The organism is Peribacillus sedimenti (assembly GCF_046237635.1).
Lineage (GTDB): Bacteria > Bacillota > Bacilli > Bacillales > DSM-1321 > Peribacillus > Peribacillus sedimenti.
Genome location: NZ_CP143547.1, coordinates 2,326,265 through 2,350,000 on the forward strand (window position 1 = coordinate 2,326,265; position 23,736 = coordinate 2,350,000).

The 23,736-nt window shown below is 43.1% G+C and carries 20 protein-coding genes and 1 rRNA gene (1 of these 21 running past the window's edge); 18 read left to right on the forward strand and 3 right to left on the reverse strand.

The genetic code is table 11. From position 1 onward, the window contains the following. Positions 1-98: 98 nt before the first annotated feature. The 15 genes from V1500_RS11490 (at position 99) to V1500_RS11560 (ending at position 16,841) form a co-directional block, all read left to right on the forward strand. Complete coding sequence (locus V1500_RS11490; RefSeq protein ID WP_409305667.1) at positions 99-1,460, forward strand: cytochrome ubiquinol oxidase subunit I; 1,362 nt, start codon at positions 99-101, stop codon at positions 1,458-1,460. Between the two features lie 15 nt (positions 1,461-1,475). After that, the gene (locus V1500_RS11495; protein ID WP_409305668.1) at positions 1,476-2,516 is read left to right on the forward strand and encodes a cytochrome d ubiquinol oxidase subunit II; all 1,041 of its coding nucleotides are present in this window, start codon (positions 1,476-1,478) and stop codon (positions 2,514-2,516) included. 448 nt (positions 2,517-2,964) lie between these two features. Further along, positions 2,965-3,456, forward strand: coding sequence for a staygreen family protein (locus V1500_RS11500; protein ID WP_409305669.1), 492 nt, complete (start codon positions 2,965-2,967; stop codon positions 3,454-3,456). A 175-nt stretch (positions 3,457-3,631) separates the two neighbouring features. Then, positions 3,632-4,240 carry a TetR/AcrR family transcriptional regulator gene (locus V1500_RS11505; protein WP_409305969.1) on the forward strand — a complete coding sequence of 203 codons (609 nt, stop codon included), beginning with the start codon at positions 3,632-3,634 and terminating at the stop codon, positions 4,238-4,240. Between the two features lie 76 nt (positions 4,241-4,316). Next, complete coding sequence (locus V1500_RS11510) at positions 4,317-5,459, forward strand: acyl-CoA dehydrogenase (protein ID WP_409305670.1); 1,143 nt, start codon at positions 4,317-4,319, stop codon at positions 5,457-5,459. An 84-nt stretch (positions 5,460-5,543) separates the two neighbouring features. Continuing rightward, positions 5,544-7,184, forward strand: a complete 1,641-nt coding sequence (locus tag V1500_RS11515; protein ID WP_409305671.1) for an AMP-binding protein — start codon at positions 5,544-5,546, stop codon at positions 7,182-7,184. 17 nt (positions 7,185-7,201) lie between these two features. Beyond that, positions 7,202-8,566, forward strand: a complete 1,365-nt coding sequence (locus V1500_RS11520; RefSeq protein WP_409305672.1) for an acetyl/propionyl/methylcrotonyl-CoA carboxylase subunit alpha — start codon at positions 7,202-7,204, stop codon at positions 8,564-8,566. 12 nt (positions 8,567-8,578) lie between these two features. Then, positions 8,579-8,791, forward strand: coding sequence for an acetyl-CoA carboxylase biotin carboxyl carrier protein subunit (locus tag V1500_RS11525; protein WP_409305673.1), 213 nt, complete (start codon positions 8,579-8,581; stop codon positions 8,789-8,791). A 17-nt stretch (positions 8,792-8,808) separates the two neighbouring features. After that, positions 8,809-9,714 carry a hydroxymethylglutaryl-CoA lyase gene (locus V1500_RS11530; RefSeq protein ID WP_409305674.1) on the forward strand — a complete coding sequence of 302 codons (906 nt, stop codon included), beginning with the start codon at positions 8,809-8,811 and terminating at the stop codon, positions 9,712-9,714. A gap of 18 nt (positions 9,715-9,732) precedes the next feature. Then, positions 9,733-10,515 carry an enoyl-CoA hydratase gene (locus V1500_RS11535; RefSeq protein WP_409305675.1) on the forward strand — a complete coding sequence of 261 codons (783 nt, stop codon included), beginning with the start codon at positions 9,733-9,735 and terminating at the stop codon, positions 10,513-10,515. 21 nt (positions 10,516-10,536) lie between these two features. Next, positions 10,537-12,066, forward strand: coding sequence for an acyl-CoA carboxylase subunit beta (locus V1500_RS11540; protein ID WP_409305676.1), 1,530 nt, complete (start codon positions 10,537-10,539; stop codon positions 12,064-12,066). 344 nt (positions 12,067-12,410) lie between these two features. Beyond that, complete coding sequence (locus tag V1500_RS11545; RefSeq protein ID WP_409305677.1) at positions 12,411-13,316, forward strand: hypothetical protein; 906 nt, start codon at positions 12,411-12,413, stop codon at positions 13,314-13,316. Between the two features lie 159 nt (positions 13,317-13,475). Further along, positions 13,476-14,948, forward strand: coding sequence for a nicotinate phosphoribosyltransferase (locus V1500_RS11550; protein WP_409305678.1), 1,473 nt, complete (start codon positions 13,476-13,478; stop codon positions 14,946-14,948). An 18-nt stretch (positions 14,949-14,966) separates the two neighbouring features. Beyond that, positions 14,967-15,800 carry an ammonia-dependent NAD(+) synthetase gene (nadE, locus tag V1500_RS11555; RefSeq protein ID WP_409305679.1) on the forward strand — a complete coding sequence of 278 codons (834 nt, stop codon included), beginning with the start codon at positions 14,967-14,969 and terminating at the stop codon, positions 15,798-15,800. Positions 15,801-16,169: 369 nt separating this feature from the next. Beyond that, the gene (locus V1500_RS11560) at positions 16,170-16,841 is read left to right on the forward strand and encodes a diphthine--ammonia ligase (RefSeq protein WP_409305680.1); all 672 of its coding nucleotides are present in this window, start codon (positions 16,170-16,172) and stop codon (positions 16,839-16,841) included. A gap of 409 nt (positions 16,842-17,250) precedes the next feature. Here the strand turns inward: V1500_RS11560 and V1500_RS11565 are convergent, their stop codons facing one another. Further along, positions 17,251-19,209 carry an AMP-binding protein gene (locus tag V1500_RS11565; protein WP_409305681.1) on the reverse strand — a complete coding sequence of 653 codons (1,959 nt, stop codon included), beginning with the start codon at positions 19,207-19,209 and terminating at the stop codon, positions 17,251-17,253. A 419-nt stretch (positions 19,210-19,628) separates the two neighbouring features. Between V1500_RS11565 and V1500_RS11570 the strand changes: the two genes are divergently transcribed. Together V1500_RS11570 and V1500_RS11575 are read left to right on the forward strand one after the other, a co-directional pair. Further along, a complete protein-coding gene (locus V1500_RS11570) occupies positions 19,629-20,246 on the forward strand; it encodes a VC0807 family protein (RefSeq protein WP_409305682.1) in 618 nt (205 codons plus the stop codon). A 164-nt stretch (positions 20,247-20,410) separates the two neighbouring features. Continuing rightward, the gene (locus V1500_RS11575; protein WP_409305683.1) at positions 20,411-20,695 is read left to right on the forward strand and encodes a DUF3219 family protein; all 285 of its coding nucleotides are present in this window, start codon (positions 20,411-20,413) and stop codon (positions 20,693-20,695) included. Positions 20,696-20,728: 33 nt separating this feature from the next. Here the strand turns inward: V1500_RS11575 and V1500_RS11580 are convergent, their stop codons facing one another. Further along, positions 20,729-20,926 (reverse strand): hypothetical protein, encoded by a 198-nt coding sequence (locus V1500_RS11580; protein ID WP_409305684.1) that lies wholly within the window; start codon positions 20,924-20,926, stop codon positions 20,729-20,731. 175 nt (positions 20,927-21,101) lie between these two features. Then, complete coding sequence (locus V1500_RS11585; RefSeq protein WP_409305685.1) at positions 21,102-21,335, reverse strand: small, acid-soluble spore protein, alpha/beta type; 234 nt, start codon at positions 21,333-21,335, stop codon at positions 21,102-21,104. 932 nt (positions 21,336-22,267) lie between these two features. Here V1500_RS11585 and V1500_RS11590 point away from each other — a divergent pair. Further along, positions 22,268-23,736: ribosomal RNA gene (locus tag V1500_RS11590) — 16S ribosomal RNA — on the forward strand (it continues 81 nt past the right edge of the window).

Consider the following 23,736-nt stretch of genomic DNA (forward strand, 5'->3'; position numbering starts at 1 on the left):
TTTTATTAGCTTAACTGAAACAAGCGAAAAATAAATCAATAATTTAGTTATTCATGGAAATAATAAGAAACACTTATTTCTATGAAGGGAAGATCACGATGGATGATTTATTAATTGCACGTTCAATGTTTGGAACGAATATGGCTTTCCATATCATCTTTGCAACAATAGGAGTAGGCCTTCCCCTGATGATTCTGTCTGCAGAATTACTGTACCAGAGAACGAAGGATTATCAATATGTCGTTATGGCTAAGAGGTGGACTAAGGCTTTCGCTGTCTTGCTGGGCGTGGGTATTCCTACTGGGACTATAGCAGGGGTTCAGTTATCATTGCTCTGGCCAGGTTTCATGGAAGTAATCGGCCGGGTGATGGCACTCCCTTTCCAGATTGAAATTTATGCCTTTTTCATTGAAGCATTGTTCATGTCCATTTATGTGTATGCTGCTGAGCGCATACCCCCCTGGGCGAGGATCGTAAGCCTGCTGCTTGTCGCCTTGGGGGCCCTGTCTTCAGCGGTATTAATTACAAATGTACATGCTTTCCAGAGCACGCCAGCTGGATTTCGGGTAGAGGATGGGCGCATTGTTGATGTAGATCCATGGGCTGCCTTCTTCAATCCTGGTTTTTTTGTCACAGCAGGTCATGTAGCTGTGTCAGCATACACTACCGGCGCGTTTGTTGTGGCATCTGTAGCTGCTTATAAAATGTTGAAGCTGGGACCTTCAGCTAAACTTTACAATTTCCACAAAAAGGCATTGATGCTAAGCGTAATCATCGGTGGAGCTTTTTCATTGGCCACAGCCTTAAACGGACATGCAACAGCACAACATCTGCATGAGTATCAAAAAGAAAAGCTCGCTGCCGCAGAGGGATTATTCGAAACACAGACACATGCGCCATTAACTATTGGTGGTTTTACTGATAGAGAAACCAAAGAGGTAAAATGGAGTATAGAAATTCCCTGGGCTCTCAGTTTCCTGGCTGGGAATAGCTTTGATACGAAGGTTACCGGCCTTAACGATTTTCCTGAGGAAGAGTGGCCTCCATTATTTGTCCATACCCTTTTCAATGCGATGGTTGGAATCGGCTCACTGTTAATCTTACTCGCCTTGGCAACGATTATTTGGAGCAAGTGGTTCAAGCGTGATACATTCCCGAGAATCTTATTGTGGCTTCTTGTAGCCTCAGGACCCCTGGCTGTAATCGCAATCGAATGCGGCTGGATTTTTTCCTGTACAGGACGCCAGCCGTGGACAATATATAAGGTGCTAACCACGGCGAATGCGGTCACTTCAGCCCAAAACCTGGGTACTTTGTTTATCCTGTTCTTGCTCGTATATGTAATTTTGGCCGCAGCAGTCATCTTTGTACTTCTTTACTACTTTAAAAGAAATACAATTGAGGATGATTTGAATCGCGCAGAACAAAAAGGTGTCCCGCTATTTGGAGCTAATTCGTAAAAAGGGGAGAAACATATGTCAGATGCAGTCATAGCCAGTCTTGTACTATGGGGATTTGTGTTTATATACTCTGTTATGGCAACGATGGATTTCGGGGCAGGCTTCTGGTCCATGCTCTATATCAACCGGGAAAAGAATAAGGCAACCAATATAGCAAATCGCTACCTATCCCCGACATGGGAAGTAACTAATACTTTTATCGTTGCCCTCGTAGTTGCCATTTACAGCATGTTTCCGGGTGCGGCTTATACATTGGGAACAATCCTGATCATTCCTGGCAGCATTATATTGCTTCTGCTTGCCTTGCGAAGTGCTTTCCTGGTATTTTCACATACTGCTCACGAATACAGAAAAATACTTACTTATATCACTGGGATTACAGGAATCATTATTCCTGGACTCCTGATCAGCGTGCTGCCAATCTCACATGGCGGCTTTGTGGATGCAGTTGACGGAGGCCATATGCTGGATCTAGGAAGACTCTTTACCAGTCCGAATGAATATGCATTTATAGGTTTTGCGATCTTTAGCAGCCTGTTTCTGTCATCTCTATTACTTTCAGATTATTCACGCGCTGCCGGTGAACATGATGCGTACCTTATATACAGGAGAGATGCTATGTTCACAGGTCCTCTTTCTTTAGGCACGGCGGTCATTGTAATGCTTACATTAAAGGATGAAGCCAATTGGCTATATGACAGGATGATGGATGATTTTCCATTGCTTCTTGTTTCTGTAGGCTTTTTTATAATTGGAGGAGTAGCACTATATTTTCCGTATTTTACAAAAAAGGAAACTACAGGTTTTCCAAGAATTGCCGTAATTGCGATCACCATTCAATACATGATAGCTTCACTCGTTTATGGAAGGGCACATATGCCGTATTTAGTGTATCCGGATATTACAATCCAATCTGGTTTTACTGATCCTAACTCATTTCGGGCAGTTTTTGTTACGTATATAGTCGGTTTTGCGATATTATTTCCGGGCTTTGTTTACTTTTGGTCCATTTTCATGAAGGACAGCCGACTTCGCCAAAAAGCGAAAGGCAATTAATGGGGATCTGGTGTGAAAAATAGACTTATGTATATGTCTGAGTCTGTGTAAGTTTCCCTGGTTCTTATAGATCGGGTTCAGTAAGCCTTGCCACAACATAATAACAAAGGTTTGTGAGGGATATCGTAGATGGAAAGTACTTGGAGGGGCATTCCGCATTTTCTCATTCAGACGGCAGGCTAAAATAAACTGACCGATCCGGTCTGATGTCAATGAGGGATACAGACTATAAATGTATCAGGCAGTCCTCTATAACATGGAAGGTTGGTGGCAGCCTTATTCCCACCTCAGTTTTGCGAATGGGTTTTTAGGCTGATGATAAGATTCCAGATTAAAAAATATGGCATGTAACAAGTTTTCTATCGATCTTAAAGAATTCACCTTTAATAGGCAAATAACATACAATATGGCAAGCAAACACGACATAGTCGGAAAGGAGAAGCTTGCCATGTCTAAGTTTAATCCGGAGAAACTGACAGTGACCTATATTCCCCCTGTAACGGAAAGTCATCCTGCTGATGGAAGAAAATACACTTTAACGCATTCCGATCTTAGTGGCGATTTATTTTTAAGCATTGGTCCGCATTATGATTATGCTAAAATCAATCAGAAAATGAGGGATGAGGTACTTGGTGAGTGGCATACCCATCTGGGCCAGTATTACCTTTCCATAAAAATATATATCAGTGGTGGGGAATATGATGAGAATATATCAAAAGTAAGGTATTTGATTTTCCAAAAGGACCTCGAACTTGCACTCCAAGCCATGATGTATGGCGACCGAAAGTTTTTCCGCCATTTCCCCTGGTTATTAGATAGTCCAATTGCTGTCTGTTTTGAATCAGTGCATCCTAATTTTAGCCATACAGCATATTATGGAACTCCAAGGAGATATCTGGACAGAAAAAGATTGGCTGAACTTGGTGAATTGAATGTGTAAGAGAAATGGACTGATTCTCATAAAAAGAGATCAGTCTATTTCATTAGGGAACGTTTTTGACAGCGCTTTCAAAATTAAGTTTGACAATTTCAAATTTTTTACATAAAATCGAATCGAAGCTGCTATCTTTCCCTAAATCCGAAAGGGGTGTTGAAGCACGGATCTTAAGGACAAAATAATAGAAACCTCACTCACGCTTTTTGAGAAACATGGCTTTCATGGTGTCACAGTCAACCAGATTGTGAAGGCAAGCGGCACGTCAAAGGGCGGCTTTTATCATCATTTTCAATCTAAGGATGAACTTCTATTTGTAATCCATGACTATTTTATTTCATATGTTGTAACGAAGGCCAAAGAAGCTATTGCCACATGCAAAACACCTACTGATAAACTTCGGAGAATTATTAAATCTTTCGTCAAAGTATTCGACCTCTATAAATCCCACATCTCAGTATTTTACCAGGAAAGCATTTATCTGAAGCCCCAATATGCCAGTGCAATTCGAGAAAAGCGACAATGCTATAAGAATATATTATTCCAGGTCATCCGGGAAGGAATAGATGCAGGTGAATTCCGGGAAGACCTTTCTGTTGAGATAACTGGAATGTCTATCTTGGGAATGGTGAACTGGACATATAAGTGGTATAAAAAAGACGGCATAAACTCAATTGATGAAATCGCTGATATATATCTGGACATAATCCTGAGGGCTATAGCATCTGACGCAGCACTCAACAGTAAGCGCTTACAATATGATTGTTTGCAAGACTATCAGAAAAAGTAACGGCCCCTTCAGAAATACAACAGACCAACCAGTCGGTCCGCGCAAAGCTTTTGACTATTTTTTAGGAGGCTTTTATATGGATTTTGAACTTACAAAGGAACAGAAAATGATAAAGGAAATGGTTAGTGAGTTCGCAGAAAAGGAAATCAAGCCAATCGCCATCGAGCTTGATGAAAAATCAAAGTTTGCTGAAGATGCGTTTAAAAAAATGGGTGAACTAGGGCTGCTTGGAATACCTTTCCCAGAGGAATACGGGGGTTCAGGAGGCGATACGGTATCTTATGCTATTGCTGTCGAAGAGATAGGAAAGGCATGCGGCGGGACAGGATTGAGCTATGCGGCTGCCGTTTCACTCGGAGCAAGTCCAATCTACTATTTCGGTACCGAAGAACAGAAGCGGAGGTTCCTGGTTCCACTTGCAAAGGGAGAATCGCTCGCATCCTTTGGACTGACAGAAACGAATGCAGGCAGTGATGCTGGAGGAACGCGAACAAGGGCTGTTCTGGATGGTGATGAATATGTGATAAATGGGGAGAAATGCTGGATCACCAATGCCGGCTATGCAAGTGTGATTACGGTCACGGCAGTATCGGGAAAAGATGAACGCGGCAGGAATATCATTTCAGCATTTCTGGTTCCGGTGGATACTCCGGGTCTTACCATCAATTGCAGCTATGAAAAGATGGGAGTGCGTGCATCCAATACATGCGAGATTATTCTAAAGGATGTGAGAGTCCCGAAGGAGAATATTTTAGGTGACCCAGAAAAAGGATTTAAACAATTTTTGTATACACTTGATGGCGGAAGGATTTCCATTGCCGCACTTGCTGTGGGGCTGGCCCAGGCCGCTTTCGAAAGGTCGCTTGCTTACTCAAAACAGCGTGAGCAGTTTGGGCAGCCAATCTCGAATTTCCAGGCAATCCAATTCAAGCTTGCAGATATGGCCATGGAAATTGAATTGGCAAGAAATATGGTATATAAGGCTGCATGTCTTAAAGATAATAAAAAACCATTCACCAAGGAATCTGCCTATGCGAAGCTGTTTGCTTCCGAAATGGCTTTCAGGGCATGTAACCAGGCAATCCAAATCCATGGAGGATCAGGCTACATGCGTGAGTATGAAGTGGAGCGCTACCTGCGTGATGCTAAGCTGCTGGAAATCGGTGAAGGTACATCGGAAATACAGAGAGTCGTGATAGCGAGGCAGCTAGGCTGCTAGTTTGATATTGACCCCTAAGCGTATTCATCCAGGCTTAAGAAGAGATATGTGTGTGTATCATTTTTTCTTAGTAGGAGGAGTGCCATGTCGGATTTATTGACAGTGACTGTTGGCAGGCTGCTGGAGAAAACAGCTGAGGCTGCTGGAGAAAAGGAAGCGGTTGTGTATCATAAGCTAGGACTTCGGTATACGTATAAGGAATTTGAACGAATCTGCCGTGAAGCGGCACGCGGTTTTATGTCAATCGGCATTGAAAAAGGTGAACACGTTTCCATATGGGCAACAAATAAACCTGAATGGCTGATTACTCAGTTTTCTACAGGCAAAATGGGCGCGGTGCTTGTTACGGTAAACACAAATTACCGTGCAGGCGAGCTTGAATACCTGTTAAAACAATCTGATTCCACTACTCTCATTCTGATGGAAAAATTCAAGGACCATTCCTATATTGACACTCTTTATGAAATCGTTCCTGAATTGAAGGACTGTGAACCAGGTAAGCTAACCTCTTCGAGGCTCCCAAAGCTTCGAAATGTTATCATCCTTGGGGAAAACAGGTACCCAGGCACTTACGCGTGGGCAGATGTGATGGACGGAAAAGATAAAGTGTCGGATGAAATGCTGGATGCGCGCATGGATGCCATGGACCCCATGGAAGTCATTAATATGCAATATACTTCCGGAACAACAGGATTTCCTAAGGGGGTTATGCTGACACATTCCAATCTGGTGAATAATGGCTTCAATATCGCTTCATGCATGAAGCTTACATTAAATGACAGGCTTTGCATTCCTGTACCATTCTTTCATTGTTTTGGATGTGTGCTTGGAACGATGGCATGTGTATCGGTGGGGGCCACGATGGTTCCTCTTGAGGAGTTCAATCCAAAAGAGGTTCTCCAAACGGTCGAGGCAGAAAAATGTACGGCACTTCATGGCGTGCCAACGATGTTTATTGCCGAGCTGAATGTGGATGATTTTGATACCTATGATCTTTCAAGCCTCAGGACAGGGATTATGGCTGGCTCCAACTGTCCGATTGAGGTAATGAGAAACGTAGTCGGCAAAATGGGCGCTTCCGAGATTACCATTGTATACGGGCAGACGGAATCATCCCCGGGGATAACCCAGACGAGAACAGATGACCCTATTGAACTGAGGGTTTCGACGGTCGGACGCGCCTTGCCCCATGTAGAAGTCAAAATAGTAAAGCCCGGTACCGCAAATGAAGTGGAGCGGGGAGTACAAGGGGAATTGTGTACCAGGGGCTACCATGTAATGAAAGGGTACTATAACAATCCCGATGCAACAAAGGATGCCATTGATCCTGATGGCTGGCTCCATACAGGAGATTTGGCTGTGATGGATGGAAATGGCTATTGCCGTATTACAGGACGTCTCAAGGATATGATCATTCGTGGAGGGGAGAATGTGTATCCAAGGGAAATCGAAGAGTACTTATATCAGCATCCGGCTGTCCTGGATGTCCAGGTGATCGGGGTACCGGATGAAAAGTACGGAGAAGAAATTATGGCCTGGATTATTCCTAAGGACGGGCAATCCTTAACTGCTGATTCCATTAAAGCTTATTGTGAGGGGAAAATAGCTAGGTTTAAGATTCCGAGATACATCGAATTTACAGACCACTACCCAATGACAGCTTCAGGGAAAATCCAGAAATACAAACTAAAGGAGAAGGCAATGGATTTATTGGCGAGGACGTAGAGAGGAGGGATTAGTCAATGTTTAAGAAAATATTGATAGCGAACCGCGGCGAGATTGCAGCAAGGGTAATCCGAACTTGTGAAAAATTAGGGATAAAATCGGTGGCTGTATACTCCGAAGCTGACAGGGAGGCTCCATTCGTTTCCATGGCGGATGAAAGTTATTTGTTGGGCGGGCCAAGAGTGCAGGAAAGTTATTTAAACGTTGATAAAATTATTGAGATTGCGAAAGAGACAGCCTGCGAGGCAATTCATCCAGGTTACGGATTCTTAAGTGAAAATGCTGGATTTGCCGAACGCTGCCAGAAAGAAGGAATTACCTTTATCGGGCCAAGTCCAAAGGTGATCAGCCAGATGGGCAGTAAAATCGAGTCAAGAAACACAATGGAAAAAGCCGGTCTTCCTTTAGTTCCCGGGTTATCTAGACCATTGGGGAACGTGGATGAGGCAATTATCGAAGCTGAAAAAATCGGATACCCCATTATGCTAAAGGCTTCCTCCGGTGGCGGTGGCATAGGTATGCAGGCTGTAACGGACAAGGAAGAACTAATCAAGGCTTATGAAGGAAACCAGAAAAGAGCTCAAATGTTTTTCGGCAATGGCGACATGTTCCTTGAAAAGCTGATAGAAAAGCCCCGTCATATCGAAATACAGGTGCTGGCGGACGAAAAGGGAAATGCGGTCTATCTTTGGGAGCGGGAATGTTCCATACAGCGAAGGCATCAGAAGGTCTTAGAAGAAGCCCCATCCCCCTTTTTGGATGAAGAAACCAGAAACAGGATGGGTGAAGCAGCCGTAAGGGCAGTTAGGGAGATTGGTTATTCAAACGCTGGAACGATTGAATTCCTGGTAGATAAGGATAAGAACTTTTATTTTCTTGAAATGAATACAAGACTTCAGGTGGAACATCCAGTTACAGAAGAAATTACCGGCTTAGACCTAGTGGAACAGCAAATCAGGATTTCATCGGGCGAAGAGCTTTCTTTTAGACAGCAAGATATTAAAAGAGAGGGACACGCCATTGAAGTCAGGATTTATGCCGAAGATCCGAACACCTTTTATCCGTCTCCCGGTAAAATCACAGCTTTGCACCTTCCACAGGGTGAAGGAATCCGGCATGAAATGGCAGTTCATGGACAATCCCATGTAACTCCATATTATGACCCAATGATAGCGAAACTGGTAGTAAAAGGGGAAAACAGGGAGGCAGCCATTGCGTGCTTGGCATCGGCTCTTGCAGATTACAGAGTGGAGGGAATTAAGACCAACATTCCGGCCCTGTCGGAAATAGCTGGCCTTGACGCCTTTAAAAAGGGAGAGACAACAACAGATTTCATTGAAAAATATTATAAAAATTCGAACCAGAAAATGACAAAGGCATAGGAGGATCAGAGTATGGCAGAAATTAAGGCGAGCATGGCAGGAAGTGTATGGAAAATAACGGTTTCAGTAGGAGAAAATGTGACTGAAGGGCAGGACCTTGTTATTCTCGAATCTATGAAAATGGAAATTCCAATTGCAGCAGAAAGTGACGGGACAGTGAAAGAAATAAAGGTAAGTGAAGGGGATTTTGTAAACGAGGATGACGTTTTAGTCATTGTCGAATAGAAGTATGGAGGAATTGGATGAGTTATCCTGATAAAGTCACGATTAAGGAAGTCGGGCCAAGAGACGGTTTGCAGAATGAAAAGGAAATTCTTGACGCTAAAAATAAAATAGAGTGGATCAATCTCCTTTCACAATCAGGCCTCTCTTATATTGAGATTACTTCGTTCGTTCATCCAAAGTGGATACCCCAGTTAAGTGATGCAAAGAAGGTAGCCAAAGAGATTTCGAGAAAACCAGGAGTAACATATGCGGCACTTGTGCCAAATATGCACGGACTGGAAGCGGCACTTGAAGCAAATGTAGATGAGGTCTCCGTGTTCATGTCAGCGAGCGAAAGCCATAATCTAAAGAATATAAACAAATCCATCGGAGATACATTTCCTGTACTGGAGAAAGTCGTCCAAACAGCGAAGAAAGAGCACAAAATGGTCAGAGGCTATGTTTCTACGGTTTTTGGATGTCCTTATGAGGGGCGTGTAGCGATCGATCAAGTATTGAAAGTATGCGATAGTCTTTTTGATATGGGGATCAGCGACATTTCGCTTGGAGATACAATTGGAGTTGCCAATCCGCGACAGGTCGAGGAGATGCTGAACATTCTGTTGAAAAGATACGAAGCAAGCCTGCTTGCCCTTCATTTCCACGATACAAGGGGAATGGCCCTTGCCAATATTATAAAGAGCCTGGATTATGGCATCACAACTTTTGATTCCTCTATAGGAGGGCTCGGAGGGTGTCCATATGCTCCTGGAGCAAGCGGCAATGTTGCTACAGATGACCTTGTCCATATGCTGGAGAAGATGGGCATTGAAACAGGGATCGATTTAGACAAACTGTTGAAAGCAGCTTCCTATATACAGGAGACATTGAAAAAACCACTGCAAAGCCATTTAATGTCAATGTACAACCAAACCATTACTTGAAACCGCAAAGGAGCTGCCATGACGAAGGTTATCGATATAAACAAAGATCATAAGGAAATCGCTGTTATTACGCTGAATAGGGAGGAAGCAGCCAATGCGCTGTCAGTCGGGCTGCTCCACCAATTAGGTGATGCGATAGCCGGTCTGCAGGATGAACCGGCTGTCCGCTGCATAATTGTCACTGGAAGCGGTCAAAAGGCTTTTTGTGCCGGCGCAGACTTAAAAGAGAGGGCCGGAATGGCTGAAGGAGAAGTCAGAAGAACAGTTAAGCTGATCGGCGATACTATATCTGCTCTGGAAGCCTTGCCCCAGCCCGTCATAGCAGCCATCAATGGTTCTGCTTTTGGCGGGGGACTGGAGCTTGCTTTGGCATGTGATATCAGGATTGCCTCCGCCCATTCTAGATTGGGCCTAACTGAAACATCGCTGGGAATCATACCCGGTGCCGGCGGGACCCAGCGTTTACCGCGTTTAATTGGTACGGCAAAAGCAAAGGAACTGATCCTGACAGCTAGAAGAATAGATGTCAACGAAGCGGAAAGATTAGGGATCATAAGCAAAGTTACCAGCCAGGAAGAGCTTATGCAGGCAGCATGGGCCATCGCAAAGGAGATAGCCAAAAATGCCCCATTGGCGTTAAAAGCTGCCAAAAAAGCGATCAACCTGGGAATGGATACGGATTTGCAAACAGGATTACAGATTGAGGGCTTATTCTATGGAACTACCATTTCCAGCAAGGATCGGTTAGAAGGGCTTAAAGCATTTAAAGAAAAACGGAGCCCGGTATACACAGGCGAGTGAGGCTGAAGGGAGGATATTTTCGTGTCTTTACAGGAAAAACTGATACAAACGGTGGAAACAATTAAAAAAGGCGGTTTACAGAAATACCATGAAAAGAATGCGGAGAAAGGGAAGCTTTTTGTCCGCGAGAGACTGCAGCTGCTTTTCGACGAGGACATTGAAGTAGAGGATGCTTTTTTTGCCAATTGCATGAATGATGGCTTGCCGGCAGACGGAGTTGTAACAGGCCTGGGTAAAATTAATGGACAGACTGTTTGTGTCATGGCCAATGATTCGACTGTTAAAGCGGGTTCATGGGGAGCGCGGACAGTTGAAAAAATTATCAGGATACAGGAAACTGCTGAAAAGCTGCAGGTACCTATGCTTTATCTAGTGGACTCAGCGGGAGCAAGAATCACTGACCAGGTTGAAATGTTTCCGGGCCGCCGGGGAGCTGGCAGGATTTTTTACAATCAAGTGAAGCTTTCTGGAAAAGTTCCCCAAATTTGTTTATTGTTTGGTCCATCTGCTGCAGGTGGTGCTTATATCCCGGCATTCTGTGATATCGTGGTCATGGTGGACGGGAATGCATCCATGTATCTTGGTTCGCCAAGGATGGCCGAAATGGTGATTGGAGAAAAGGTTTCAGAGGAGGAGATGGGCGGAGCAAAAATGCATTGTTCCGTTTCAGGATGCGGTGATGTGCTGGCAAAGAACGAACAAGAAGCAATCGAGTTTGCCAGGCGTTATCTGGCTTACTTTCCGGCAAATTACCAGGAAAAACCGCCAGTTATAGAGGCTGAACCAGCGGGTGAATTTGAAAAAACATTGGAAGACCTCATTCCTGCCAACCAAAATGCACCTTTTAACATGTATGATTTTGTTGAGAGAATCATCGATACAGGTTCCTTCTGTGAAATAAAGAAACTATTTGCTCCTGAGCTTGTAACTGGCCTTGCGAGGTTAAATGGGCGTTCCATCGGGATAATCGCAAACCAGCCTCGGGTGAAAGGGGGAGTACTTTTCCATGACTCCGCTGACAAGGCAGCTAAATTTATCACCCTATGCGATGCATTCAACATTCCATTATTGTTCCTGGCTGATATTCCAGGCTTTATGATCGGTACAAAAGTAGAGCGCGCTGGCATCATCAGACATGGTGCCAAAATGATTTCTGCCATGAGCGAGGCCACTGTCCCGAAAATATCAGTGGTTGTAAGGAAAGCATATGGTGCCGGATTATACGCGATGGCGGGGCCGGCATTTGAACCGGATTGCTGCCTGGCATTGCCTTCAGCCTCCATCGCTGTGATGGGACCGGAAGCCGCTGTGAATGCAGTTTATGCAAATAAAATAAAAGAGCTGCCTCCTGAAGAAAGATCTGAATTCATTGAAATGAAGCGAGAAGAATATAAAAAGGATATTGATATTTATAGACTGGCTTCCGAGATGATTGTTGACAGCATCGTACAGCCGAATGACCTGCGCAGGGAGCTGATCAGCCGTTTTGAAGCCTATATCAGCAAACAGCAAGTATTCACACACAGGAAGCATGGAGTTTATCCTGTATAAAATCTTTCTGATCAAGGAGATGAACACTGGAGGAAATATCCTCCGATTTAGTTCATTTCCTTTTTTGCTCCCGGTGGTGCTTTTTTTTAAACAAGGTTTGGGTAAGGTCCCTTCATTCAAGAGTGCATATTATTTGAGGAACTTTGTAGAAAGATTAAGTAAGTTTAAATTAAAAAAGTGCTGTGATTTGGAATATATGAATATATTGGTAGTTTTTGATTGAAAATAAAAGAGGCGAGGATTAAGATTATTATGAACGCAACAGATGATTATCTGTAATGAATAGTTTGTGAAATATTATACATACAGCAGACAAAATTATGACCTGGGCAAGGGGGAAATTCATGAAGACACCGTTTAGTCAAATTGTTGATCTTTCATCCATCGGGGGACCTAATCCCAATACACTGAACCATTTATATAAATTTGCAAATGAAGAGGTAATGTCGCCTTCAAGTTCTGATCAGCAAAAAGTATTATTCTTAGGGATAGATATCCAGAATGACTTTATGGAAGGCGGGGAATTAGCTGTACCAAATTCCCATAAAGATGTGAAAAATATAACGCAATTCCTCTATAAAAATTTAGAAAAAATCACGACTATAGCTGTTTCTCTTGATACTCATACGCCTTTGCAAATATTCCATCCGATATGGTGGATAGATCGCGATGGAAACCACCCAGAGCCATTCACTATCATTTCAGAAGAGGACGTTAGGAAAGGCACATGGAGAGCGGTGGAAAAACAGGAGGAAAGTCTGGAATACATTCATCAATTAGAGCAGCTGGGACGAATGCAATTATGCATTTGGCCGTTACATTGCATTGAAGGGACGCATGGTGCTGCATTAGAGGCACAATTCTCAAACCTCATTCATTTTCACTCTTTAGCCAGAAAATCGCCAATCCATAAAATTGTGAAGGGCAAGGACCCGCTAAGTGAAATGTATGGAATCATAAAACCGGAGTTCGACAGGAATAACTATGTGAATTTGGAGTTTTTGGAGCTGTTAATGAACTTCGATAAAATCTTGATTGCTGGCCAGGCAAAATCTCATTGCGTATCAGAGTCATTGAGGCAAATCCTGGAGCACTTTGAAGATCAGAAAGAAGTAACCTCCAAAATTTATATCTTGAATGATTGCATGAGCCCAATTGCAGGCTTCGAGCAAGAATCTGAAAAACGGTTCCAGGAATATCAGGATCAATATGGCATTAATATAGTAAACTCAACAGAGTTTTCTTTATAAAGAGATAAACAAGTTTAATAATTTAAACTAACGGATAAAAGTACACAACTGAAAGACATCAGTTTTTGCCGTCCCTTGCCATTATTTTAAACCCAATCTGCAAATACTGAGATTATTAACTTTTGAAACAGTTTTCTTATTTTAGCAGGAGGAAATTACATGTATACAAAATATCTTGATGATAGTTATGGCCTGCATACAGATCTATATCAAATCAATATGGCACAAACCTACTGGCATGATAAACTTCATACCAGAAAAGCTGTATTCGATTTGTTTTTCAGGAAGCTGCCGTTTAAAAGCGGATATGCCATCTTTGCCGGCCTGGAAAAAATCATTCATTATATAAGCAATTTTCGCTTTTCGGAAACGGACTTGGAATATCTTCGTTCGGAACTGCATTATGAAGAAGGTTTCCTATCCTATTTAAAGGATTTGCGCTTTTCAGGGAATATTCGTTGTATGAAAGAGGGGGAACTTGTCTTTGGCAATGAACCAATCCTCCGGGTAGAAGCTCCTCTTGGGGAAGCACAGTTAGTGGAAACTGCTTTATTAAACATTGTAAATTATCAGACATTAGTTGCTACTAAGGCATCCAGGATCAAGCAGGTTATTGGGGAAGAATCGGCCCTGGAATTCGGCACCCGGCGGGCACAGGAGATGGATGCGGCAATCTGGGGAGCAAGGGCAGCCTATATAGCGGGGTTCGATGCCACCAGCAATGCCCGGGCAGGGAAATTATTCGGGATCCCTGTAGCCGGTACACATGCACATGCCATGGTACAGGCTTACAAGGACGAATATACCGCCTTTAAGAAGTATGCTACTACTCATAAGGACTGCGTCTTCTTAGTTGATACATACGACACTTTGCGTTCTGGTGTCCCAAATGCTATTCGTGTCGCGAAGGAAATGGGGGACAAAATAAACTTCATTGGTATTCGTCTGGATAGCGGCGACCTTGCTTACCTGTCAAAGGAAAGCCGACGCATGCTTGACGAAGCAGGCTTTACGGAAGCGAAAATAGTGGCCTCTAATGACCTTGATGAGTACACGATCGTCAACCTAAAATCTCAAGGTGCGCGCATTGATGTATGGGGAATCGGAACAAAGCTTATCACAGCTTATGACCAGCCTGCTCTTGGCGCAGTTTATAAACTAGTTTCAATTGAAGATGAAAATGGGAATATGGTTGATACGATCAAAATCTCCTCAAATCCGGAGAAGGTAACTACTCCTGGGATAAAAAGGGTTTACCGGATTATTAACAAGATCAATGAGCATTCTGAGGGCGATTATATTGCGTTGGAAGGTGAATCGCCAAATGATGAAGAAAAATTAAAAATGTTCCATCCAGTACACACATTTTTAAGTAAGTATGTAACAGACTTTCATGCGGTGGATGTGCATGAAAATATATTCAAGGATGGAAAGCTTGTCTACGATCCGCCAAGCATGGAGGAAATCCGGAGCTTCTCTTCCGAAAGCCTGCGGAAGCTATGGCCGGAGTACCTCCGTGCCTTAAATCCTGAGGAGTATCCGGTGGACTTGAGCCAAAAATGTTGGGATAATAAAATGAGGAATATTGAGGAAGTTAAAGCAAAAGTCGAATCAATGAAAATTAATTCGTAACAAGAGGAGGAGAACCAAATGCGGCCGCTGCAAAAAGAAATTATCGAAAAATTGCTTGTAAAGCCTGACATTGATCCAGAACAGGAATTTAGGAGAAGTGTAGACTTTTTAAAGGATTATTTAAAAAGATATGATTTCTTGAAAAGTCTGGTCCTTGGCATTTCTGGAGGTCAGGATTCCACGCTCTGCGGCTATATAGCCCAGACCGCAGTAAATGAATTGAATGAAGAGAGGGGTTCCGGCCACTATCAGTTTATCGCAGTGAGCCTTCCTTATGGGGTACAAGCAGATGAAGAGGACCGCCAGACGGCCCTGGAATTCATTCAGCCTAGCAGAAATGTTACAGTTAATATAAAACCCGCAGTGGACACAAGCGTTCAAGCTGTTGAGCAAGCCACAGATGATAATCTCTCCAACTTTCTGAAAGGGAACATAAAGGCGCGTGAAAGGATGAAAGTGCAATATGATCTGGCCGGTATGTATAAAGGAGTCGTATTGGGAACGGACCATGCTGCAGAAGCAATAACAGGATTTTTCACTAAGTTTGGTGATGGAGCCGCTGATTTAGTGCCTTTATATCGCCTGAATAAAAGACAGGGACGTGCCATTTTAAAAGCGGTGGGTGCTCCCGAGAAACTCTACTTGAAAGTACCGACTGCCGACCTCGAAGATGATAAACCACTGATCCCTGATGAAGTCGCCCTGGGTGTCACGTATGATGAAATTGACGATTATTTGGAAGGGAAAGAAGTCAGGGAGGAAGCAGCTGAGCAAATAGAGAGCTGGTACATGAAAACAGAACATAAACGGAATCCGTCCATCTCTGTGTATGATAATTGGTGGAGGGATTAAGTGTTGAGGGGGCTGCAAAAAATGCAGCCTTTTATTTTGTTTAGACATAAAAGCTATTCCTGCTGTTGCTGGTGAGTTTTACGTTCTTTTTGCCAAAACTTTTTGATCCGGTATAACAGAAAAACTTTTTTAAGAAATACTGGTAAAATGCGTTAATATAAATCTATAGAAGAAAAGTCAGATATGTAAACCCTGTCGGATATAGGTGTTTCAGGGATTGTGTATGTTACTGACAAACACTCCTGTTCAGTATCCAAACTTCTGTTCCGGTTGTACTTCTGAACTATATTGGTGTAACAGTGAATCAAGGAAATTCTGGCTGCTAAGCAATGTTAACAACCATTCTATAAATCATATGGAGGTAAAATAATGAAGAATATAGCTTTATCATGGAGTGGGGGAAAGGACGCTTGCATGGCATTGCACAGATTAAAAGAACAAGGCTATCATATTTCCTTTTTGATGACGACATTGCCGCCCGGCATGGATGGCCGTTCCTTCGGACATGGAGAGAAGAAGGATTCGATCGAAAAGCAAGGGCATGCATTAAACATTCCGGTAGAATTTGTATATTGCAGTTTTGACACCTACACAGATGATTTCAAACAGCAGTTAAGAAAACTAAAGCTTAAATATGGGGTGGACACAGTAGCATTTGGAGACCTATATTTGGACGAACATCGGGTATGGGGAGAAAACGTCTGCAATGAAGTTGGACTTGCAGCCATGTATCCTCTATGGATGGACAAAGGTGAGTCTTTGCGAGCCTTAGAGAAATTTATCAGTTCAGGCTACAAGGCGAAAATCATCAAAGTGATTGATGCTAAGCTGCCTCAATCCTGGCTTGGACGGGAAGTGGATGAAAAGTTTTATCTTGAAATCAAGGACAGGGATGTGTGCCCTATGGGTGAAAGCGGAGAGTATCATACCTTTGTTTATGAGGGGCCATTGTTTCGGGAACAGCTGATGATAAAGCTTGGCGGGGTCAGAGCGTTTGAGACGAGCAGCAGACAGGAAATACAGTTAATTTCTCCATCATAAAAATCAGGGAATCGAACAAAGTAACCACATAGCGATATCATAGTATCAACCCGGGATATGTGGTTTTTACGTAATTCGATGAAATTTATGACGATTGGTGATTCATTTCATTCAAAAAGAAAAAGATCTAGATAAAACCAAGTCACATTAATAGTTTACAATTGACGGGCTACGCTTGGCATCCTGGATTTATGAAGAGCAATTCAGAGAGTCAAACAGCTATACATAGTCATCCCATGATTTTAAAATCTGCCTTATACTAGGTTCTTTACTTCTCAAATTAAATTACAATGGCATGCATGCTGTTGCAAATAAAAGGGATGATCACTCCAAAAGCTGGTATGATTTGTTAGTCTATTAGACTGAAGCCTCACATTTCTTTTGAATGTGAGGCTTTTCAGGGATATATTTACGGAGTAACTGTTCCTTTATTTAGCTGACGGATATTCTTCAAAGCTTCCGGATTTTCCAAAGATGAAATATCTCCGGAAGGCTGATTAAGATAGGCAGCTTTTATTACACGGCGCATAACCTTTCCATTTCTGGTCTTAGGCAGATCCTTGATAAAATATATTTCCTTCGGCTTTAATGCTTTCCCTAAATGTTTTGCTACAAGCAGGTTAAGTTCCTGCTTCAATTCGTCAGTTTCAATTGTGCCTGCCTTCAATACCGCAAAACAGATGGCGGTTTCGCCTTTTATGTCATCAGGGACTCCGATGGCTGCAGCTTCGATAACGGATTCATGTTCGACAAGTGCAGATTCCAATTCCGCAGGGCCAAGCCTTTTCCCCGCGACGTTTAAAATGTCGTCTGAACGGCCGGTAATCGTCCAGAACCCATCCCGATCCTTAATGACCCAATCTCCATGCACCCAAGTGTCCTTCCAGCGGTTCCAGTAGGTTTCTTCATAACGTGTATTTTCTTGCCAGAACCCGTTTGTCATGCCAACCCACGGCTGCAGGATGACCAATTCTCCCACTTCATCTAATACCGGGCTGCCATCCTGAGAATATACGTGGACATCCATTCCAGGAATGGGTGAATTAAAGGTAATAGGTGAAATAGGCTTTAGAAGGACATTCCCTAAAATTCCTCCTGATATTTCAGTACCTCCGGAATAGTTCACAATAGGAATGCGGCTCTTTCCTACTTTTTCAAATAACCACATCCATGGTTCAGGGTTCCATGGTTCCCCGGTAGACCCGATCATTTTCAGCGTCGATAGGTCATGCTTATTGACCCAGTCCGTACCATGCTTCATTAGGCTTCGGATCAATGTTGGGGATATTCCTAAATGTGTAACTTTATGGCGGCTTACTATATCCCAAATGCGGTCTGGCTGAGGAAAGTCTGGTGTACCTTCAAATAACAGAATACCCGCTCCATTCACGAGACCTCCAAAAACAAGGAATGGCCCCATCATCCAGCCCATATCCGTATACCAGAAGAAAAGATCGCCTTGATTTACATCCATGCATATACCGGCGTCAAATGCTGATTTTAACGGAAAACCAGCATGGGTATGTACTGCTCCTTTCGGTTTCCCAGTGGTCCCAGAAGTATATATAAGCATGAAAGGATCATTAGCATTTGTATGCTCTGTTTTGAAAGTGCTTTCATTTTGCAGTATAGAAGACCATTTGATATCCCTGTTTTCAACCCATGCAGTAATACCTCCAAGCCGCTCTACCACGATCACTTTTTCTATTGAGGTTGATAATGCTACCGCTCGATCTGCTTCTTCCTTCATTGCTACTTTTTTTCCCCGGCGGTGGTAACCATCCGCAGTTATTAAATATTTTGCGCCGGCTGCGTTGATTCTTGTAGCCACTGCTTCTGCTCCATATCCAGAGAAAGCGGGAGAAAAGATGGCTCCGATTTTCGAAATGGCAAGCAAAGCTACTACTGTTTCTGGAAGCATAGGCATATACAAGGTCACAATATCACCCTTTTTGATGCCTAAACGGGAAAGGCCTTCAGCAGCACTTGCTATTTGTCTGCTTAATTGTTGAAAGGTATAGATTACGGATTCCCCGTTATCGCCTTCCCATATAATGGCCTTGGCATGGCGGGTTTCTTCATTCTTAGCCCACTTTTCTACGGCATTTTCCACAATGTTCATCTTAGCACCAGTGAACCAATCTGGAAATTTCATCCCTTTTGATAGGTCAACTGTTTTTTGGTACGGGTGATTCCACAAAATGTCCATTTCTTTCACTGCTTCATCCCAAAACCAGGAAATATCTTCAATGGATTTATTGTAAAAGTCATCATATCCCGAGAATCCTAATCTGGAAATCCACTTGTACATACGCGTGTTCTTGATGAATTGTTCCTCTGGGAACCATACTGGCTTTAATTCACTCATGAAATAACCCCTTTTAAAACGAATTTGTTAAAATTCGCAAAGTTTTGATAAATAAATTATATAGAAAAAAATCCAAGGAGCGCAAATGTTGTAGGGATATGGCTATGAAAAAATTAATGATTAGATGGGATTTCCTCATTTTAGTTAAAAAACTGTGGTTAAATTGAGGATAAATATTTGAGCAATTACCTCGGTAGAATAAATTTTCTAAAACAATATTAATCATTAAGCGAAAAAATCCATGTTAAACACATTAAACAAAAGAAACAAAAAGTAAGCATGATATAATAAGGAAAATGCCTGATAAAGTGGCCGGCTACATTTTATTGTTACTTCTAGCAGAGGAAGTAACATATATACAATACAAAGTTACGGTTAAAGTTGCATTCGGGACGCAACTTTTATGGGAGGATAAAAAAATGAAAAAACATATAATGGTCCTGGACTTATTGTTTTATGTAGCTATTCCGCTCGTGGTATGGAATCTGGGACGGGACTATATGGGGGATTACTATGCAATGCTTTCTTCCTCCATTCCCGGAATACTATATAGTATTTATCGATTTTATGAGATCAGGAAGGTGAATTTCACAGGAATATTCATATTAAGTACATTAGTCATTGGGACTCTGCTCGATTTTCTGGCAGGCTCGGCGATACAGCTTCTATGGAATAATGTGTATTATTCAATCGGGATGGCTTTATTTTTTGTAATGAGCATTCTGATAAATAAGCCAGCTGCGCTTTTCTTATCACTCGATTTGGTTGAACTGCAGGGCAACGACCGCAAAAGTATGAAGGACCTGTTTTATGATAAGAAGGTTCTGATGATCTTCAAGCTGATTACCCTGCTTTTTGCTTGCCGTGAAAGTGTTTTGACAGTCATTCGCGTTTTGCTGATACATAAGTATGGAGTGGATGCTTTCGATCAGGGAATTGTGTACAGACAGATCATCAGCTGGGGTTTCACTTTTATCAGTATGTTCGGTTTCCTTTATATAGCCAAGATTATTAACAACATGAAACCGGTCGATTAATTCACATCTTGCTGAAAACAAGACGGGTTAGAACCGGGCCGATAGGTAAACGCTATGCATACCATATTTGTGGCAAGCTGAAATGTGGCGGCAGCGGCATAGAATTGTTATATTGTGTGTACAAGACAGCGCAGCTGTAAGTCTATAGTGAGGTGAGTGGGCCTATGGCAGAATCCATCATTTTGGATGCCCGAATGATAAAAATCACAAATTATGAGGAAATGAAAATTGACTCCTCAGGAAAACTTCGAATCAGCTTTGATTTTAGGGTGACCAGCGAAGAGTACCATGACATTACTACTCTTTTGTATAGAATGAATTTTTTGGTGAGGGTTCCTGACAGAAAATTGGAGTTTAATGGTACAATACACCAGTACTATACATCCGTTACTGACTTGTATAAAGAAAATCAAGTGGGCGATTTCCATTTAGTCATTGATGAAAAGTAAGTGTAAAAAGGGTGCTACCATTGGCACCCTTTCTTAACTTATTTCTATAAGCCATGTTCCAAGCTCATCGTCAAAATAGGGGGTGGACGCAGCAGACAATAACTCTCCATGAATTGAATCAAGAAAAGGGCTACCATCTTCCTGATACATTCTAAATTGATCTCCTGCGTTTAAATCCGCAAAACCGATTTCCTTCCATGAACCTTCTCTAAACACTTCAATTCGATTCATACTATGTCATCCCTTGTAAATTGATCATATCCATTATGTCCGAAAAGTGCTTAATTATATTCGTAGAGATAGCAGAGGAATGAATAATGTCGAGCGTTAATGAGATAATATTGAAAGGCTGCCTGTTGAACACAAGCAGCCTATAATCCATTCGTATTTAATTGGTTTTTTTTAATTAACGGGAACCTTGAGCTCCACCACTTAATCCAGCTAGTTGAGATTGAGCTGTAGCTACAAGGCGCTTTGTAATTTCACCACCAACAGATCCGTTAGCACGTGATACTGTTTCTGCACCAAGCTGTACACCAAATTCTGCAGCAATTTCATACTTCATTTGCTCTAGTGCTAATTCAGCACCTTGAACTAAAAGACCTCTGTTGCTTCCGCTTTGACGACGTCTTCCTGACATGTGTCTCACCTCCTTGCTCTGTTGTACTATTAATTTGTGTTTTTTTAATTAATTGATACTTTGTAAATAATGGGTTGCCGCTTAAAAAAGTCCACTTCCATGAACCATTGTTTTGCAATTGTATCAATGTTATTTCTGGCTGTGGCCATCTAAACAACGATAGCAACCGCGCCCGAAATCAATAAGCATGTTTTTCAAAAATTTTATTACCATCAAGACCAATTGGTAACTTGGGATGCTGGGTTTAAATGAATAATAAAGCCTTGTAAAGTTCGCTAATATAAAATTGTAAGTAGCATACAAGTGAAAAAAAGTAGTCCCAAGGGAAGGATGGGAAGGGAAAACTGTTTTTAAATTGACTTTAATAGGAAATCTCCTGGCAAGCCTTCTGTTGAAAAGTGACTTATAAATGCCACCTTATGCAAGAGGGAAAGCTGAAAAGGGTGATACCAGTATACATATTCGTGCAGGCAAAGGAATCGCTGATAGCGAAAGAGTTCCAAAGTTGAAACATTAAGACTCAGAAGAAGTGTAAAATTATATAGATCTTGGTACAGGGAAACCTAGAGAGAAGAGAGAAACGCTCGTATCCCAATTGAGTTTCATACCTTTTAATAAAAAAGATTTTGCAGAGGTTGACACCTTCTAAAATCCATTGTATGATAACTGAGTCGCTTTTCTAAGTGACATAAACAAAAGGCATTACGCTTAATGTTCTTACGAAAAAAAATAAAAAATTTTTCGTAGAAGTTGACAACTAATAAACGACATGTTATATTGATATAGTCGCTTCTGAGAGAAACGGCATTGAGATTGCTCTTTGAAAACTGAACAAAACAAGCGCCAGATTCTTATTTCTTCTATATAGGAACTAAGACGTCTAAATGATAGTGAGTAAACACTGAAAAAACAAAATGAGCAAGTCGAACATTTCTTCGGAGAGTTTGATCCTGGCTCAGGACGAACGCTGGCGGCGTGCCTAATACATGCAAGTCGAGCGGACAGAAGGGAGCTTGCTCCCGGAAGTCAGCGGCGGACGGGTGAGTAACACGTGGGCAACCTGCCTGTAAGACTGGGATAACTTCGGGAAACCGGAGCTAATACCGGATAGGTTCTTCCCCCGCATGGGGGAAGATGGAAAGACGGTTTCGGCTGTCACTTACAGATGGGCCCGCGGCGCATTAGCTAGTTGGTGGGGTAATGGCCCACCAAGGCGACGATGCGTAGCCGACCTGAGAGGGTGATCGGCCACACTGGGACTGAGACACGGCCCAGACTCCTACGGGAGGCAGCAGTAGGGAATCTTCCGCAATGGACGAAAGTCTGACGGAGCAACGCCGCGTGAGCGAAGAAGGCCTTCGGGTCGTAAAGCTCTGTTGTCAGGGAAGAACAAGTGCCAGAGTAACTGCTGGCACCTTGACGGTACCTGACCAGAAAGCCACGGCTAACTACGTGCCAGCAGCCGCGGTAATACGTAGGTGGCAAGCGTTGTCCGGAATTATTGGGCGTAAAGCGCGCGCAGGCGGTCCTTTAAGTCTGATGTGAAAGCCCACGGCTCAACCGTGGAGGGTCATTGGAAACTGGGGGACTTGAGTGCAGAAGAGGAGAGTGGAATTCCACGTGTAGCGGTGAAATGCGTAGAGATGTGGAGGAACACCAGTGGCGAAGGCGACTCTCTGGTCTGTAACTGACGCTGAGGCGCGAAAGCGTGGGGAGCGAACAGGATTAGATACCCTGGTAGTCCACGCCGTAAACGATGAGTGCTAAGTGTTAGAGGGTTTCCGCCCTTTAGTGCTGCAGCAAACGCATTAAGCACTCCGCCTGGGGAGTACGGCCGCAAGGCTGAAACTCAAAGGAATTGACGGGGGCCCGCACAAGCGGTGGAGCATGTGGTTTAATTCGAAGCAACGCGAAGAACCTTACCAGGTCTTGACATCCTCTGACTTCCCTAGAGATAGGGCGTTCCCCTTCGGGGGACAGAGTGACAGGTGGTGCATGGTTGTCGTCAGCTCGTGTCGTGAGATGTTGGGTTAAGTCCCGCAACGAGCGCAACCCTTGATCTTAGTTGCCAGCATTCAGTTGGGCACTCTAAGGTGACTGCCGGTGACAAACCGGAGGAAGGTGGGGATGACGTCAAATCATCATGCCCCTTATGACCTGGGCTACACACGTGCTACAATGGATGGTACAAAGGGCAGCGAAGCCGCGAGGCCGAGCCAATCCCATAAAGCCATTCTCAGTTCGGATTGCAGGCTGCAACTCGCCTGCATGAAGCCGGAATCGCTAGTAATCGCGGATCAGCATGCCGCGGTGAATACGTTCCCGGGCCTTGTACACACCGCCCGTCACACCACGAGAGTTTGTAACACCCGAAGTCGGTGAGGTAACCTTTTGGAGCCAG